Below are 17,548 nucleotides of genomic sequence, written 5' to 3'. Positions count from 1 at the left end.
CCGATGGTAGTGTGGGGTTTCCCCATGTGAGAGTAGGTCATCGTCAAGATTCATTTCGCAAAACCCCTATCTGCGTATGCAGGTAGGGGTTTTGTCTTTAAGTAGGAACTACAGAGATTCGCAGGTACGTCCGAGGGACGGGCCAGCACACAGAATTTCTTGACGACCATAGAGCATTGGAACCACCTGATCCCATCCCGAACTCAGCAGTGAAACGATGCATCGCCGATGGTAGTGTGGGGTTTCCCCATGTGAGAGTAGGTCATCGTCAAGATTCAAATCCAAAGCCCCTGTCTGCGATGCAGACAGGGGCTTTGTCTTTTCCGGGGGCGCACTTTCAGGCGAGCGCGCTTCCCGTTAGGAGCGGCCTTGTGTCGCGATCGGACGCGCAGCGACCACCATAGAGTCAGAACTGATAGCTGACCGTGGCACTGACATTACGCTCTTCACCCATGTAGCAGTAGTTCAGGCTTGCACACGAGGTGATGTAGCTTTCATTGGTGAGGTTATTGGCGTTCAGGCGTACATCCATCCCTTGGAGGCCGACCTTGCCCAAGTCATAGCCGATCGAAGCGTCGAACAGGGTATAGGAGGGCACCTTCATGCTGTTTTCCGCATCCACCCAGCTGTACCCCACATACCGCACCCCACCGCCCAAGCGCAGGCCATCCAGGGCCCCCTGGTGGAAGTTGTAGTCAGCCCAAAGCGAGAACATCTGTTTCGGTGCCTGGGTTGGCGAATTGCCCTTGTTATCCAGGTTGCCAGACACCAGGCTGGGCATCGACTTTGCGTACTCGATATCGGTAAAGGTATAGCCGCCCAGCAGCTTCAAGCTGTCGGTCAGTTGCACATGGGCCTCCAGTTCCAGCCCTTGTGAGCGCACTTGCCCTACAGGGCGATAGAAATCCTCGTCAGGCTGCTTCGAGGCCAGGTTCTCCTGCTCGATGCGGAACACCGATGCGGTGAACAGGTTGTCGCTACCCGGCGGCTGATACTTGATACCAGCCTCCCATTGAGTGCCCTCGGTCGGTGCCAGAGGGCGGCCTTGCTGGTCGGATACGGTATTGGGGTTGAACGACTCCGAGTAGCTGACATAGGGCGCAATACCGTTCTCGAACAGGTAGAGCACACCTGCGCGGGTAGTGAACCTGGAGCGCTGGTCACTGACCTTGGTGTTGCTGTCGCGATTCTCCTCGGACACCTTCACCCAGTCCTGGCGCAGCCCCAACGAGAAGCGCCATTGGTTCAGCTCCACCAGGTCCTGCAGGTAAACGCCCGTTTGCTGCAAACGCCGCTGGTAGCGGTTCTCGCCCAGCACCTGAAGGTTGCCGTTGCCGTACTGCGGGTTGCCTGCATCCAACGGATCGACTGTGCCATAACGCCAGGCCACATCAGCCTTGCGTCGCTGGTAGTCGGCGCCCAGCAGCAAGGTGTGTTTGGCGGCCCCGGTGAAGAATTCCGCCTGCAGCATGTTGTCGATGATGTACGAATGCAGGCGTTCGTCGCCGCCGGTATAGGCGCGGTTGAGGATATTGCTGTCGGCATCCGCCCAACCGGCGGAATACACCTGGTCCATCAACACGTCGGAATCCTGATAACGGAAGTTCTGGCGTGCCGTGAATACATCGTTGAAGCGATGCTCGAACTGGTAGCTGAAGGACTGTTGGGTACGCTCGTAGTTGTCGATACCCGGCTCGCCCTCGAAGAAGTGGTCCGACAGGCGCAAGCCGTTGCGTTTGTGCAGCATTCCATCTGCGGGGTTACCGCCGTGATAGCCGCCGTTGGGGTCGTGTTGCAGGTAGGCCTGCAGGGTCAGCGAAGTGTCTTCGCTGAAGTCGATGCTGACGGCCGGCGCGATGGCGTAGCGTTCTTCCTTGTTGTGGTCGAACTGCGTGTCGGAAGTATCCGCCAGGCCTGTCAGGCGATAAGCGATACGCTTGTCGTCATCCACGGGGCCGCTGAAGTCGAAACCCATGCCACGCTGGCCTTGGGTACCGATGGTGGCCTGGACTTGATGGTAGGGGGTAAACAGCGGCTTCTTGGTGGTCAGCGCCACCAGGCCTCCTGGCGAGCTACGGCCATACAGTACCGAAGACGGTCCCTTGAGAATATCGATGCGCTCCAGGAAGTACGGGTCCACCTGCATTGTGCTGTAGGTGCCGTTGTCTCCCATCGACTTGAGCCCGTCGACGTAGATGTTGTCCACCGAGCCGTCGTTGAAGCCACGCATGGCCACATAGTCATAACGATGGGTCGCCCCGTAGGGGTTGGTCAGTACCCCAGGTGTGTAGCGCATGGCTTGGGCAACGGTTTGTGAGCCTTGGTCGTCCATCTGCTGTCGGGTAACCACCGAGACCGATTGTGATGTCTCTACCAGCGGCATGCTGGTCTTGGTCGCCACTTGGCTATGGGTAGCGTTGTAACCCTCCGTGCTGCCCAGTGCATTGCCGAGGGTGAAGCTGCGGATATCGGTGTCTGGCAATGACAATGCAGCACTTTGGGGTTGTGCCTGCAGCACGTAGCTCCGGCCGTCCTGGCTGACGGCTTCCAGGCCGCTGCCATTGAGCAACTGGTGCAGTGCCTGATCGGTTGGGTATTGCCCCTGCAGGCCGTTCGACTGCAAGCCTTGGGTGAGCTGGGGTGTGCTCGACAAGGTGATGCCAGCCTGGCGGGCGAACTGGTTGAGCACGTCATCCAACTGGCCGGCCGGGATCGCATAGTGGTGACTCATCTGGGCCGTTTCAGCTGCCATGGAAAGTTGCGTGACGGCTGTAAGGCCCAAGGCGGTGCCAAACAGGGCAGCCCGGACTGCTTTGCGCAAAGGCACTGAGTGCAAGACAGGTCGAAAATCATTCGCGTTGAAGGTGCGCGTGTGCACGGGGGCGGTAGGCATGAGGGGTCCGTTGAAGTGTGAGGGCAGGAGGTGTCGCTTACTGTCCTAGCCGGACCGGCATTCAAAACCCGTCAAAAAAGTTATTGGGCCGCTACGCGCCCCATCGCCAGCAAGCCAGCTCCCACAGGTATTGCATAGCCCTCAGGCCTTGTGCGATCCCTGTGGGAGCTGGCTTGCCGGCGATGGGCTGCATAGCAGCCCTGAACGCAATAGCCCCCGTCAGATCAGGCCAGCCCCTCCACGCGAACCCACCAGCGTGTACGTTGGCGAAGCCGCACGGGCAGCGTCCGTGGTAGCAGTTGCAGCAGTTGCTCCGGGTCTTCGAGGCGGAATACACCCGACAAGCGCAAATCGGCAATATCGTCGCTGCAGCTCAGATAGCCATGCCGATAACGGCTGACCTGCGAGAGGAAGTCGAACAGGCGCATGTCCCGGGTGACGATCAGGCCCTCGGTCCAGGCCATCGCATCCATGTCCACCTGCTCGAGCCGGTGTGTACCCTGCGCATCCAGGCGCCAGTTCTGGCCGCTTTCGATCCATTGCAGCGGGCCAATGCCAGGCCGGTGTATCGCCACCCTGCCATGGCTGACACTGACCTGCGTGCAGTCGCTGTCCTGGCGCGCCACAAAGCGCCCTTCGAACCCTTCCAGCAACGCGTCACGAGTTTGTACAAGCAAGGGACGCTGCCGGCTGCAGGCAATCATCAGTTCCCCCTGCTTCAGGCGGACCAGGCGCTGCTGGTCATTGAAGGCCAGGTCGACGGCACTGCGGGTATTGAGTTGCATCAGCGAGCCATCGGGAAGCGCAAAGCTGCGTCGTTCGCCCGTGCCGGTGGCGTAGTCCGATGTCCAGGTGTTGACCGCATCGAGGTCTTTTCCCAGCCATGCCGCCGTCCCCGCCATGGCAACGCCACCAAGCAGCTTCAGCGCCTGCCGACGGTGCAGGCGGCGCTGGCTGGTCTCCAGGGTCTGCAAAGCCAGCCCGGCGCCAGGCACGGCACGCAGGTCGAGGTCCTGATGCAGGTGAATCACCCGTTGCCAGGCCTGTTCGTGTTCGTGGTGGGCAGTGCGCCATTGCCTGCACTGTTGCTGCAGGGCTGGGTCAGGCCCGCTCTCACGCAGCCTCAGCATCCACTGGATGGCCTGCTTGACCGCTGTTGCGCCAGGCTGTGCGGCGGTCATCATGTCAGCACTCGTCGCTGTAGCGCAGCAGGTAGCAATGGTAGAGCGCGTCGGCGATGTAGCGCTCCACGGTACGCACCGAGATCCCCATCTGGTCGGCGATGGCCTGGTGCTTCAGCCCTTCGCATTGGGCCAGCAAGAATGCGCGGCGTACTTTGGGCTTGAGGCCGTCGAGCATGCGCGCGATGCGCTCCAGCAACTCCAGCAGCAGCTCACGCGTTTCGGCCGAGGGGGCCTGTGCTTCCGGCAACTGTGCCAATGCCTCGAGATAGGCCCTGTGCAGTTCCTCGCGCCGCCAGTGGTCGATCACCAGCCCGCGCGCGACCGTCCGCAGGAAGGCTCGTGGCGTGTTCAGTTGCAGGTTTTCGCGACGCTGCAACAGGCGCACGAAGGTGTCCTGGGCCAGGTCTGCGGCATCGGCGGCGTTGCCCAGCTTGCTGCGTAGCCAGGCATGCAACCAGCCGTGGTGGTCACTGTAGAGCGTTTGCACGGAATCGTTGCTGGGCATGGGTGAGGGCGCTGCCATCAATGGACATGAATGATAATTAGTCTCATTGTTGGCGGGAGCCGATCAATTTGCAACCCAGCCGACTGCACCATGCGCGCAGTCACTACCCGCTAGCGCCCCAGTTGCGTATCCAGATACTTGCGGATTACCCGCGATGCGTTATTCAGGTGCCGTTCCAGCACCGCTACCGCTTCGTCCACCAGCTTGTCGCCAGCCGCATCCGCCAGTGCGTTGTGATCGTCCTGGGTGAGCTTGCCCAGGCCCATGGACGAAAGATGAAACCGCAGGAAGCGCTCTTCCTCATTCAGTTCGTCCTCGATCAGGCGCAGAAGCTTCTTGTTCGGCGCCTTGTTGTACAACGACATGTGGAACAGGCGATTGAGGCGGCCGATTTCAGCGTGACGCGTTTCGTTTTCCAGTTGCTGGATATACCCGCGGGCGCTGGCGATGTCGCTGGCATCGAGCAGCGGAATGGACTGGCGCAGCGCCTCGGTCTCGAGCAGCACGCGCAGGGCATAGGTGTCCACCGCGTCCTCGCCGATCAAGGGCGCAACCACCGCACCCTTGTGCATTTCCACTTTCAGCAGCGATTGCGCTTCGAGCTGGCGCAGGGCCTCGCGCACGGGCATGCGGCTGACACCGAACAAGGTGGCGAGCTCTTGTTGTCTTACGGCAGTACCTGGGGGCAAGCGGCCATCAAGAATGGCACTGCGCAGGCGTTCTTCGATCACGCCACGGGCCTGGTGCGGCAACAGCTGCTCGCTGGCCAGCACATTGCTCAATTTGATTTTCTCGGCCACGCGACGTCTGCCTCAACGATGACTAAAGTTGGATCCAATGACACTAGTAACAGCTCTTGGGGGTGTCAAACCTTTACCGGTAATGGAACCGGCGCCCCAAAAGCGCGGCTATGGTGGATGAAGTCGCCGGTCAAAGGAAGCGGCCTATGGAAGGTTATAACCAGAAAGTGTAGGTCGGGTGACCGGCGGGTGCATGATTGCAGGGTGCCATTGTCTTTTGCCGTGGCAAGCCGCACCATCGCTGCTTTCGACTGGCCTGAACAGGGCTTCGCAGTGGCGATATCCTGGATGCTCAAAACCGTTGTGCAACGTGTCGGCCTTGCTGTGCTGCTTGGCAGCCTGCTGCTGGGCGGCTTGCACGCGGATTGGGACTTTTCCCAGATCAGCCGCAAGTCGCAGGCTCTTTATGGCCCTTTGGGTGCCGGGCAGGGCCGGATCGATGCCTGGCAGAACCTGATGGCCACGCAGAAGCAGGGTACGGAGCTTGAGCGATTGCAGGTGGTCAACCGCTTCTTCAACCAGCAATTGCGCTATGTCGAGGATATCGACCTGTGGCATGAGGTCGATTATTGGGCCACGCCGGTGCAGGCGCTGATCAAGGGCGCAGGGGACTGCGAGGACTACGCCATCGCCAAGTATTTCAGTCTGCGGCGCATGGGCATCCCCAGCGAAAAGCTGCGCATCACCTACGTCAAGGCGCTGCGACAGAACCGGGCGCACATGGTCCTGACCTATTATTCAAGCCCACAGGCACAACCATTGGTGCTCGACAGCCTGATGGATGCCATCAAGCCGGCCAGCCAGCGTACCGACCTGCTGCCGGTGTACGCCTTCAATGGAGAGGGTTTGTGGCTGACGGGCGCCGCAGGCAACAAGAAGGTCGGCGATACCAAGCGGTTGTCACGCTGGCAGGATTTGCTGAAGAAAATGCAGGCCGAAGGGTTCCCGGCCGAGCCGGTCTACTGAAGGAGCACAGATGTCACTGTTCAAACAATTGCTGTTGGCCATTTGCCTGTTCCTGGTGGTCGCCTTCAGTGGCAGTTTCATGGTCAGCCTGGAAAGTTCGCGCAGCCAATACGTCAACCAGTTGCGCTCGCACGCCCAGGATGCGGCGACCGCGCTGGCGCTGTCGCTGACGCCGAATATTGATGACCCGGCGATGGTCGAGCTGATGGTCAGCTCGATCTTCGACAGTGGTTACTACTCAAGCATCAAGGTTGTCGACTTGAGTTCCAATGCTGTGCTGGTGGAGCGCCACGCTGAGCCGGACCCCGGCGGTGTGCCGCGTTGGTTCGTGCATCTGATCGGCCTGGAAGCCGCCGGTGGCGATGCCATCGTCAGCCGCGGCTGGCAGCAGGCCGCACGCGTTGAAGTAATCAGCCACCCGATGTTCGCCATTGCCAAACTCTGGCAGAGCGCCCTGGGCAGCCTGGGTTGGCTGCTGCTGTGTGGCGCGGCCAGTGCGGTACTCGGCGCCTTGCTCCTGCGTCGCCAGTTGCGGCCGCTGGACTACATGGTCGAGCAGTCCCACGCCATTGCCCGCCGCGAATTCCTCAGCCTGCCCGAGTTGCCGCGCACGCCGGAGCTGCGCCGGGTAGTACAGGCGATGAACCAGATGGTCGAGAAGCTCAAGGCACTGTTTACCGAGCAAGCCGAGCGCAGTGAGCGGCTGCGTGCCGAGTCTTATCAGGACAGCCTGACCGGGCTGTCCAACCGCCGTTATTTCGAGATGCAGCTGAACACGCGGGTGAGCAATCTGGAAGAAGCGCGCGCCGGCTACCTGCTGTTGCTGCGGGTCCAGGGGCTGGCGGGGTTGAACGCCCGTCTTGGCGGCCAGCGTACCGACCAGTTGCTACAGGCCGTGGGTGAGCAGTTGCGTCGCACCTGTGCCAGCTACCCGGAAACCAACGACCTGATTTCCCGCAGCCGGGGGGGCGAGTTCGCCGTGCTGGCGCCGGGTATGGTGCATGAAGAGGCGGTACAGCTTGCCCAGGCCCTGGAAGCGACGCTGCACAGCCTGCACGAGACGGGCGCCAGTGATATCGACCCGGTGGCTTGTATCGGCCTGGCGCCGTTCAGCCCCGGTGATTCACCGCAGGCATTGCTGAAGCTTGCCGACGAGGCCCTGGCCCGCGCCGAGAACCAGCCAACACCGGGTTGGGTATGCCTTGAACAAGGCGTGGCTGCAGTTGCCGCGGATAGCCAGCATGTCTGGCACGAGCGGCTGGACCAGGCGTTCGACAATGGGCATTTCGAACTGTTCTTCCAGCCAGTGGTGGATTGCGCTTCTGCGCAACGGGTACTGCACCACAAAGTGATTTCGCGGTTGCAGGATGGCCAGGGCGAGGCGCTGCCGGCCGGCCGCTTCCTGCCCTGGCTGGAGCGCTTCGGCTGGATGCCGCGGCTTGATGTGCTGGTGTTGGAGAAAGTGCTGGCGCACCTTCGAGGGCATGACCAGGTGTTGGCACTGAACCTGTCCGCCGCCACCCTGGCCGACCCCAAGGCCCTTCAGCGTGTTTTCGAGCTTCTGGGCCAGAACACGGCGCTCGGCCCGCGGCTGGTTTTCGAAATTGGCGAGGAGCAGTTACCTGAGCAGGCGGCCCTGGAGCAACTCACCCGGCGCCTGCACGCGCTTGGCTTCGGCCTGGCGCTGCAACGCTTTGGTGGGCGTTTCAGCATGATCGGCAACCTGGCGCACCTGGGCCTGGCGTACCTGAAGATCGATGGCAGCTACATCCGCAACATTGATCAAGAGCAGCACAAGCGGCTGTTCATAGAAGCGGTCCAGCGCGCCGCACACAGCATCGACCTGCCGCTGATCGCCGAGCGGGTCGAGACGGAAGGTGAGCGGTTGGTGTTGCGGGAGATGGGTGTAGGCGGGATTCAGGGGCAGTTGGTTGGTGAGCCTGCCCCCTGGCGCTGAGGGTATGCGGTCCCTTGTAGGAGCGGCCTTGTGTCGCGAAAGGGCCGCACAGCGGCCCCAGGATTTCAGCAAAGATGCATAAATCGCTGGGGCTGCTGTGCAGCCCTTTCGCGACACAAGGCCGCTCCCACAGTGTGGGTCGCGGCGATAAGTGTGCTTTTTAACGCTCGCGCAACGCTTCCGAACGCGCCTTCATGATCGGCTTGAGCAGGTAGCTCATGATGGTCTTCTTGCCGGTCATGATATCGACCGTCGCCACCATCCCCGGAATGATCAGCAGCGGCTTCTCGTCAGTGCCCAGGTGGCTGCGGTCGGTACGCAGCTTGATCAGGTAGTAGGTGGTCTTCTTGTCTTCATCGGTGATGGTGTCGGCACCGATCTGCTCCAGCTTGGCCTTCAGCCCACCGTAGATGGTGTAGTCATAGGCCGTGAACTTGACCGTCGCCTCCTGCCCAGGGTGCAGGAAAGCGATGTCCTTGGGCAGGATCTTCGCCTCGATGACCAGTGAGTCGTCCAGCGGCACGATTTCTATGATGTCGCTGCCCGGCTGGATTACCCCGCCAATGGTATTCACCAGCAGTTGCTTGACGATACCGCGTACCGGCGAAGTAACCATGGTGCGGTGCACGCGATCATCCAGCGCCTTGCTGGTCGCCGTGGCCTTGTTCAGCTCGGTGCGCGCTTCGTTCAATTGGGTCAGCGCTTCGCTGCGGAATTTGCCACGGGTCTCTTCGATCTTGCTTTGCACCTCGCGAATGGCCGCCTCGGCACGCGGGATGGCCAGCGCCGTGGAGTCCAGCTGACCGCGGTTCTCCACTTCGGCGCGGCGCAGGCGCAGCACCTCAACCTGGGAGATCGCACCGGTGGCCACCAGGGGCTCGGACATGCTGATCTCCTTGCGCAACAATTGCAGGCTGTTGGCGTACTGGGCACGTTTCGAACTGTATTCGCGCAGTTCCTGCTGGCGCTGTACCAGCTGCTGTTGCAGGCCACCAATCTCGTCCTGCAGTTGCTGGCGCCGGCTCTGGTACAACGACTCTTCACTGGCCGCCTGGCTTGGCGCGGCCTTGCGCAGCGCTTCGTCGATCTTCAGCGGGCTGTCCTCGACCTCGGCACTCAGGCGCTCGACGCGCAAGGCCATGGCCAGGCGGTCGGCCTCGGTTTCACCCACGTTGGAGGCGAAGCGGGTTTCATCCAGGCGCAGCAATGGCTGGCCCACTTCGACGATCTGCCCTTCCTTGGCGAAGATCTCGGCGACGATGCCGCCCTCCAGGTTCTGGATCTTCTGCACCTTGGACGACGGAATGGCCTTGCCTTCACCCCGCGTAACTTCGTCGATGGGCGCGACGCTGGCCCACACGATCAGGAACACGAAGAACAGGATCACGCCCCAGATGGTCAGCCGCACGACCCGCGGCGCATCCTCGATCAGGGCCTTGTTGACCTCTGGCAGCGGCTGGCCGCCCAGTGAATCGGAACCCTTGAAATAGCGCCGCAGGCCGTCCTTGAATTGCCCCACATCCAGCTTATGCAACACTGATCTGCCCCTTCTTCAGCGCATCCATGACCGCGGCTTTCGGGCCGTCGGCGACAATCTGCCCGCGATCGATCACGATCAGCCGGTCCACCAGCGACAACAGCGAGGCACGGTGTGTGACCAGCAGCATCGTCTTGCCTTCCACCACCGCCTGCAGGCGCTGCTTGAGGCGTTCTTCGCCGGTGTTGTCCATGGCGCTGGTCGGTTCGTCCAGCAGCAGGATCTGCGGGTTGAGCAACAGCGCGCGGCCCAGGGCGACGTTCTGCCGCTGGCCACCGGACAGGTTCTGCCCGCGTTCACCCACCTGCAACTCGTAGCCGTCCGGGTGCAACCGGGCGAACTCATGCACACCCGCCAGTTCGGCAGCTTGCAGAATCAACTCATCCTCGATGTAGCGAGCCCCGCTGACCAGGTTATCGCGCAGGGTACCGGCCAGCAGCTGGATGTCCTGGGGCACGTAGCCGATGTTGTGGCGCAGTTCGCTGACGTCGATCTGGCGAATGTCCACGCCATCGACCAGCAGCGAGCCGCTATCGGCCTCGTACAGCCCGACGATGAGCTTGGCCAGCGAGCTCTTGCCCGAGCCACTGCGGCCGATAATGCCCACCTTCTCGCCAGGGCGGATGGTGAGGTTGATGTTCTTCAAGGCCTGATTCTGTTGGTTCGGGTAGGTGAAATCGACCCCCCGGAACTCGACGCTGCCCTGCAGCACCTTGCGGCTCAGCGGGCGTTCTTCGAAGTTGCGTTCTTGCGGCAGTTCCATCATGTGGTCGGTGGAGACCATGGTCACCTTGGCTTGCTGGTAGCGGGCGAGCAGGCCGTTGAGCTGGCCCAGCGGGCCGAGGGCACGGCCGCTGAGCATGTAGCAGGCCACGAGGCCGCCCATGCTCAGGTTGCCGTCGATGATCAGGTACACGCCGACGCAGATCATCGCCACGCCTGCCAGTTGCTGGATCAGCAGGGTGATGTTCATCGCCAGGCTCGACAGCACCTTCACCCGCAGTTCCAGGCGGCTGAGGGTACCCAGGGTTTGCTCCCACATGTACTGGCGTTCGCTTTCGGCGTTGTTGACCTTTACCGCATCCAGGCCGGCAAGGGTCTCGATCAGGCTGGACTGGCGCTCCGAGGCCAGGGCCATGGTCCGTTCCATGGTCGCCATCAGTGGCCGTTGCAGGGCGTAACCGATGCCCAGGGCCAGCGGGAAGGCGATGATCGGGATCCACACCAGGTGCCCGCCAATGATGGCGATGACGATCAGGATCAGAATGGTGAACGGCAGGTCGATCAGGCTGGTCAGGGTCAGCGAGGCGAGGAAGTCACGCAGGCCCTGGAATTCGTGAATGTTCTGGGCAAAGCTGCCGACCCTGGCCGGGCGGTACTTCATCGACATGCCGACGATACGTTCGAACAGCGTTGCCGAAATGATCAGGTCGGTCTTCTTGCCGGCCAGGTCCAGGCACAAGCCGCGCAGGCCCTTGAGGATCAGGTCGAAGATGTAGGCACCGGCGATGCCGATGGCCAACACCCAGAGGGTCGAGGTGGCCTGGTTGGGCACCACCCGGTCATATACGTTCATCACGAACAGTGGCGCGGCCAGGGCGATCAGGTTGATCACCAGGCTGGCGGCGATGGCGTCGATATATAGCCACTTGCTGCGCAGCAAGGTATCGCGGAACCACGACTTCGCCCGCGGGATGAGGTTGCCGTGGTTGACGTCGAACTTGTGCTGCGGCTGGGCAAAGAATACCCGGCCACTGTAATCGCTCTGCAGGGCTTCGCGGCTGACATGTACCTCGCCGCCATCGCTCTCGCTGAGCAGCAGGCGCGCGGTGTCTTCGTTTTCCCAGCCCAGCAGCACGGCGCTGCGGCCTTCCTTGAGCAGCAACATGGCCGGCATGGCGATGCTCGGGATCTGCTCCAGCTTACGCTGCAGCAGGCGCCCCTGCAGGCCGGCCCGGGCGGCTGCGCGGGGCAGAAGCTCGGGGCTCAGGCGCTGGGCCGGCAGCGGCAGGCCGGTGGTCAGCATGACCCGGCTGGCGGGTTTCTGGTGCAGTACACACAGGCTCAACAGACTATCCAGCAGGGGATCGTCATGCTGACTGCGTGGATCGTGGCTGAGTTGGACTCGACTGACTTCGGATTCCACGCGGCTCTTCATCCTTGTGGTGGGTGGGGTGGGTGTGCCGCCGTTCAGGCTGGCTCACCCTGGCGTTCAATGGCGCTGCCAGGCAGTGGTCATGAGGCTACGGCACTCTGGCGCTTGGGCAACCGGCCAATGGTCGCCTTGAATCGGTATTGAGTAAACAATTCTACGGTCTTCATTCCTGGCAGACGATGCTGAGTGGTGGATGTTTCATTTTTGATCCAGTCAGCATCCAGCCCGAATTAATTTGCAGCATAGCCTGCCATCCGTCTGGCGGCAGAGGAGTTGTCGGTATCGACTTGTAGCTTGTCAATAAACAGGCGCTTATTTGTTGACGTCATTCGGTAACTAATTAGGCAAAATTTATTATTGGAAAGCAGGTCGTTGACAGGCTTTGGCTCGACAATCGACTACGTTTTCTCATTTTCGGGCTGGCAGTATTTGCGCAGTGGTTCGCTATCTCTTTGATCTACGGCAAATCGGGCACCTGATTGTGCAGCGGTGCGGGCTGCTGGCTCCGTGAGCTATCGTATGGCCGCGCTTTTGCCTGGCCTCCCGATCAAAGTCTGGCTGCCTTCAGGCAAGGTTTGTGCTTGTAACCAGGCAATGACCCGAGCGAGGGAAAGTGACTTGGTTATTGACGCTTGAATCTTTGACAGCTGCCGATGAGCGGTTGTCCAGTCGTATTCTTTGCGGTTACCTAGGCACGAGGAAAGCTGCTGAAAGTACTCACTGAAGACGCTTGGGATGATGTACGACACTTATCCTGAAGAAACGCATGGTTAAGATTCGAATATCAATGTGACATTACATTGCTGATTGTTTAGGATGGCAATGTATAAGGTCAATAGTTTGGCATTTGGTTAATTCCAAAAAGTTATAGACGGAATATTGACGCCAATAAACGTCTAGAGATCATCGACATAGTTCCGCCTGAAGTGGTCTGCAAGTGCCGCTCTGGCAGGGAAGTACCCATCGGGTCACACGGAGAGTCCAATGAGCAGCGTTGTAGCCATCGTCAAAAGTATTGTCGGCCAGGTTATTGCGGTATCCCCAGAGGGCATTCGGCGTGTTCTGATCGAAGGGGACCGCCTGCTGGCCGGTGAAGAAGTGCTCACCGGCCCGGGTGGTGCAGTTACTTTGGAGCTGGCCGATGGCCGTCTGCTCGACCTGGGTCGTGATAGCCAGTGGAGCGCCGATGCGCCAGACAGCAGCACCGACCTGAGCCAGGCGACCGCACAGGCCGCGCCGTCGGTGGAGGAGCTGCAACAGGCGATCGCTGCCGGTGTCGACCCGACTACCGAACTTGAAGCGACTGCGGCTGGCCCATCATCGGCGGGCGGTGGTGGTGCACTGGGCGGTGGCCACAGCTTTGTCATGCTCGAAGAAACCGCGGGCCGGGTCGACCCTACCGTCGGCTTCCCGACTGACGGGCTGGGCTTTGCTGCCGTGCTCGATGGCGAAGAGGTTGGCGTGCTGGATACCACCAGCAACAACCAGGTAACTACGCCGACGACGGATACCAGCGTTGCTACCGACCTGGTTCTTGGCGCTACCCCGTCCATCAGCGAAGCGGGTGGTGTAATCGTTTATACCGCTACGGTTGGCCAGGCACCGAGCACCAACCTGGTGGTTACCCTTTCCAATGGGGCCGTAATCGTCATTCCGGCCGGGCAGACCTCGGGCAGCGTCAACGTCGTGGTTCCGGCAAACGATACCCCGTATATCGACGGGGACCAGATTTCGGCGACCGTAACGGGCACCACCGGGGGCGGTGGGCTGACGGTGACCGTGCCGCAAACACCTGCGGTTACCCAGGTTACCGATACCATCGACACTACCACCGCGACTCTGACCGCTTCGCCAAGCGTGACTGAAGGCGGCGTCATCACCTACACCGTGACCCTGAGCAACCCGGCGCAGACCCCGGTGACAGTAACCCTGTCCAACGGCCAGACCATTACCATCGAAGCTGGCAAGACCCAGGGCAGCGTTGACTTCCAGACCCCGGCCAACGACGTCTACAACAACGGCTCTACCGTCAGCGTCACCATCGAGGGCGCCACGGGCGGCAACTTCGAGCAGCTGACGCCGAATCCGACTCCGGCTCAGACCACGATCAACGACTCGGTCGACAACACCACCGCGACCCTGACGGCGAGCCCGTCGGTGACCGAAGGTGGCGTCATCACCTACACCGTGACCCTGAGCAATCCGGCTCAAACCCCGGTGACCGTAACCCTGTCCAATGGCCAGACCATTACCGTCGAAGCTGGCAAGACCCAGGGCAGTGTTAACTTCCAGACCCCGGCCAACGACGTCTACAACAACGGCTCGACCGTCAGCGTCACCATCGAGGGTGCCACGGGTGGCAACTTCGAGCAGTTGGTGCCGAATCCGACCCCAGCTCAGACCACCATCAACGACTCGATCGACACCACCACCGCGACCCTGACGGCGAACCCGTCGGTAACCGAAGGCGGCGTCATCACCTACACCGTGACCCTGAGCAACCCGGCCCAGTCGCCAGTGACCGTGACCCTGTCCAATGGCCAGACCATCACCGTCGAAGCCGGCAAGACCCAGGGCAGCGTCGATTTCCAGACTCCGGCTAACGACGTCTACAACAACGGTTCAACTGTCAGCGCCACGATTACCGGTGCGACCGGTGGCAACTTCGAGCAGTTGGTGCCGAATCCGACTCCAGCTCAGACCACCATCAACGACTCGATCGACACCACCACCGCGACCCTGACGGCGAGCCCGTCGGTGACCGAAGGTGGCGTCATCACCTACACCGTGACCCTGAGCAATCCGGCTCAAACCCCGGTGACCGTGACCCTGTCCAATGGCCAGACCATTACCGTCGAAGCCGGTAAAACCCAGGGCAGTGTTGACTTCCAGACCCCGGCCAACGACGTCTACAACAACGGCTCGACCGTCAGCACCACGATTACCGGTGCGACCGGCGGTAACTTCGAGCAGTTGGTGCCGAATCCGACTCCAGCTCAGACCACCATCAACGACTCGATCGACACCACCACCGCGACCCTGACGGCGAGCCCGTCGGTGACCGAAGGTGGCGTCATCACCTACACCGTGACCCTGAGCAACCCGGCTCAAACCCCGGTGACCGTAACCCTGTCCAATGGCCAGACAATTACCGTCGAAGCCGGCAAGACCCAGGGCAGCGTTGACTTCCAGACCCCGGCCAACGACGTTTACAACAACGGCTCGACCGTCAGCGTAACCATCGAAAGCGCCACAGGCGGCAACTTCGAGCAGCTGACCCCGAACCCGACACCAGCTTCGACTGTGATCAGTGACAGTATCGATACTGTCACCGTAAGCATCGTCAGCAATGGCAATGTGACCGAAGACCAGCAGCCTTCCTTCACCGTGAAAGTAAGCCAGGCACTGGACCGTCCTCTGACTGTCACTTTGTCCAACGGCGACACCGTGACTATCGAAGCTGGCAAGACCGAAGTCGAGTACAAGACCTCGGCCCAGGGTGATGACGTAATCAAAGACGCTGGCTCTGTCACCCTCAGCGTCACAGACGCTACCGTATCGGGTGCCACTTTCGAGAAGCTGGACCTTGGTGGGCCGGCGACCGTTGAAATCTCGGACACCATCAGTGAAGTCGTCGCTACTCTGACCGTCGACAAGGCCTCCGTAGCCGAGGGTGGCCAGGTGACCTACACCGTCACCCTGACCAACACGCAGGGTCTGCCTGTTACTCAGCACGGCGCGTTGACCTTCACTCTGAGTGATGGGACGAAAGTCACCATCCCGGCCAACAACGCGTCGGGTACCGCGACCATCACGGTCGCCGATGACGTTTATGTCGGTGGTCAGGCGGCTATCGCGAACAAGCTGGAATCCGTATCGGGTGCGGACAGCTTCGAGAAGCTGACGCTCAGCGGTGATACCGTCACCACCTCCGTAACCGACGAGCCAGGCTCCGGCATTCCGGGTACTGGTAACCAGGGCGATCTGGTACAGGTCACCATCACCGCCGACCAGCCCTCGGTGGCTGAGAACCTCAAGCCGACCTTCACCGTACGCATCAATGCCCCATTGGAACACGACCTGGTCGTGACCCTGAGCAACAATGCCCAGGTCACCATCAAGGCTGGCGATATCAGCGCGCCGTATACTCACGACGCGCAGGGCGATGATGTCTATAACGACGCCGGCCAGATCAGTCTGGGCGTCGAGTCGGCGGCAGATGTCGACGGGCGAGTCTTCGAGAACCTGCAGCTGGGCGGTCCCGCTTCGGTCGAGGTGACCGATACCATCAGCGAAGTGGTGGCCAAGCTGACGGCCACCGAGTCCGTCACCGAAGGTGGCGAGATCACCTACACCGTCACGCTGACCAGCAAAGACGGCTTGCCGCTCAACAGCCACTCGACGCTGTACTTCACCCTCAGTGATGGCAAGACCGTTGTTGTGGTACCGGCCAACAGCACCACCGGTTCGATCACCGTGACCGCGCCGGACAACGTATACGTGGGCGCCAATGCGCCAGTGGTCAACGCGATCGACTCGGTCAGCGGTGCAGACGCGTGGAAGTTCGAAAAACTGACCTTGGACAAGACCGAAGTCAGCACAACGGTGACTGACGAGCCCGGAACCCCAGGCCCTGGCGGCGATATCGTCAAGGTCACCATCGAGGCCAATCAGGAGTCGGTCTTCGAGAACCAGAACCCGACCTTCACCGTGAAGATCAACACCGTTCTGGCGCACGATCTGGTCGTGACCCTGAGCAACAATGCCCAGGTCACTATCAAGGCGGGCGAAACCAGCGTGCAGTACACCCACGCCGAGCAGGGTGAAGACGTTTATCAGGATGCTGGCGAAATCAGCGTGGGCCTCAAGTCGGCGGCCGATACCGCAGGCAGCAGCTTCGAAAACCTGCAATTGGGCGGCGATGCGTCGGTGAAAGTAACCGACACCATCAACGAAGTGGTGGCCAAGCTGACGGCCACCGAGTCCGTCACCGAAGGTGGCGAGATTACCTACACCGTCACGCTGACCAGCAAAGACGGCCTGCCGATCAATAGCCACTCGACGCTGTATTTCACCCTCAGCGACGGCAAGACAGTTGTTGTAGTGCCGGCCAACAGCACCACCGGCTCGATCACCGTGACCGCGCCGAATGACATCTATGTAGGCGCTCAGCCTGTCGTCAATGCGATCGACTCGGTCAGCGGTGCAGATGCGTGGAAGTTTGAAAAGCTGACCCTGGACAAGACAGAGATCAGCACCACCGTCACAGACGGACCAGACTCTGAGGACACCACCTTCCTGACCCTGTCTGCTACGCCGACAGTGGCCGAAGGCGGCAAGATCACCTACACCGCCACCTTGACCAACAAGGCCGGTACTGACCTGGTGATCAAGCTGAGCAACGGTGAAACCATCACCATCGCCGCTGGCTCGAAAGAAGCGTCGATCACCATCGATGCCCCAAGCGACGACGTCTACGTCGATGCCGAAGACCTGAGCGTGACCGTCACCGGCACCACCGGTGGTGACTTCGAGAAGCTGGACGTCAGCA

General features: G+C 60.9%; 9 protein-coding genes and 1 rRNA gene. 4 read left to right on the top strand and 6 right to left on the bottom strand.

Annotation, left to right across the window (positions count from 1 at the left end):
• The first annotated feature begins 158 nt into the window (after positions 1–158).
• Positions 159–274: ribosomal RNA gene (gene rrf, locus CAG00_RS27085) — 5S ribosomal RNA — on the top strand.
• A gap of 132 nt (positions 275–406) precedes the next feature.
• Here rrf and CAG00_RS27080 read toward each other — a convergent pair.
• The 4 genes from CAG00_RS27080 to CAG00_RS27065 all read right to left on the bottom strand — a co-directional run bounded on the left by CAG00_RS27080 (position 407) and on the right by CAG00_RS27065 (position 5,382).
• Entirely contained in the window at positions 407–2,821 is a 2,415-nt protein-coding gene (locus CAG00_RS27080; protein ID WP_139832847.1) for a TonB-dependent siderophore receptor, read from the bottom strand.
• Between the two features lie 296 nt (positions 2,822–3,117).
• Positions 3,118–4,074, bottom strand: a complete 957-nt coding sequence (locus tag CAG00_RS27075) for a FecR domain-containing protein (RefSeq protein WP_085665777.1) — start codon at positions 4,072–4,074, stop codon at positions 3,118–3,120.
• Positions 4,075–4,078: 4 nt separating this feature from the next.
• On the bottom strand, positions 4,079–4,582 hold the full coding sequence (locus tag CAG00_RS27070; protein ID WP_085665775.1) for a sigma-70 family RNA polymerase sigma factor: 504 nt from the start codon (positions 4,580–4,582) through the stop codon (positions 4,079–4,081).
• Positions 4,583–4,692: 110 nt separating this feature from the next.
• Entirely contained in the window at positions 4,693–5,382 is a 690-nt protein-coding gene (locus CAG00_RS27065) for a GntR family transcriptional regulator (RefSeq protein WP_025337254.1), read from the bottom strand.
• A 204-nt stretch (positions 5,383–5,586) separates the two neighbouring features.
• Here CAG00_RS27065 and lapG point away from each other — a divergent pair, with 204 nt between their 5' ends.
• Positions 5,587–6,348, top strand: coding sequence for a cysteine protease LapG (lapG, locus tag CAG00_RS27060; protein WP_170929341.1), 762 nt, complete (start codon positions 5,587–5,589; stop codon positions 6,346–6,348).
• A gap of 10 nt (positions 6,349–6,358) precedes the next feature.
• On the top strand, positions 6,359–8,305 hold the full coding sequence (gene lapD, locus CAG00_RS27055; RefSeq protein ID WP_085665774.1) for a cyclic di-GMP receptor LapD: 1,947 nt from the start codon (positions 6,359–6,361) through the stop codon (positions 8,303–8,305).
• Positions 8,306–8,465: 160 nt separating this feature from the next.
• Here lapD and CAG00_RS27050 read toward each other — a convergent pair whose 3' ends face one another.
• Together CAG00_RS27050 and CAG00_RS27045 are read right to left on the bottom strand one after the other, a co-directional pair.
• Entirely contained in the window at positions 8,466–9,842 is a 1,377-nt protein-coding gene (locus CAG00_RS27050) for an HlyD family type I secretion periplasmic adaptor subunit (RefSeq protein ID WP_038407794.1), read from the bottom strand.
• On the bottom strand, positions 9,832–11,988 hold the full coding sequence (locus tag CAG00_RS27045; RefSeq protein ID WP_085665773.1) for a type I secretion system permease/ATPase: 2,157 nt from the start codon (positions 11,986–11,988) through the stop codon (positions 9,832–9,834). Before CAG00_RS27045 ends, CAG00_RS27050 begins: the two co-directional genes overlap by 11 nt.
• 993 nt (positions 11,989–12,981) lie before the next feature.
• Between CAG00_RS27045 and CAG00_RS27040 the strand changes: the two genes are divergently transcribed.
• Positions 12,982–17,548 (top strand): retention module-containing protein (locus tag CAG00_RS27040; protein ID WP_139832845.1); only part of this gene is annotated, 4,567 nt, incomplete at its 3' end.

The sequence above is a fragment of the Pseudomonas sp. B5(2017) genome (assembly GCF_002112825.1).
In the GTDB taxonomy this organism is placed as follows: domain Bacteria; phylum Pseudomonadota; class Gammaproteobacteria; order Pseudomonadales; family Pseudomonadaceae; genus Aquipseudomonas; species Aquipseudomonas putida_Z.
The sequence above is the reverse complement of the archived record's forward strand: the minus strand, read 5'-3'. Positions and strand labels throughout refer to the sequence as shown.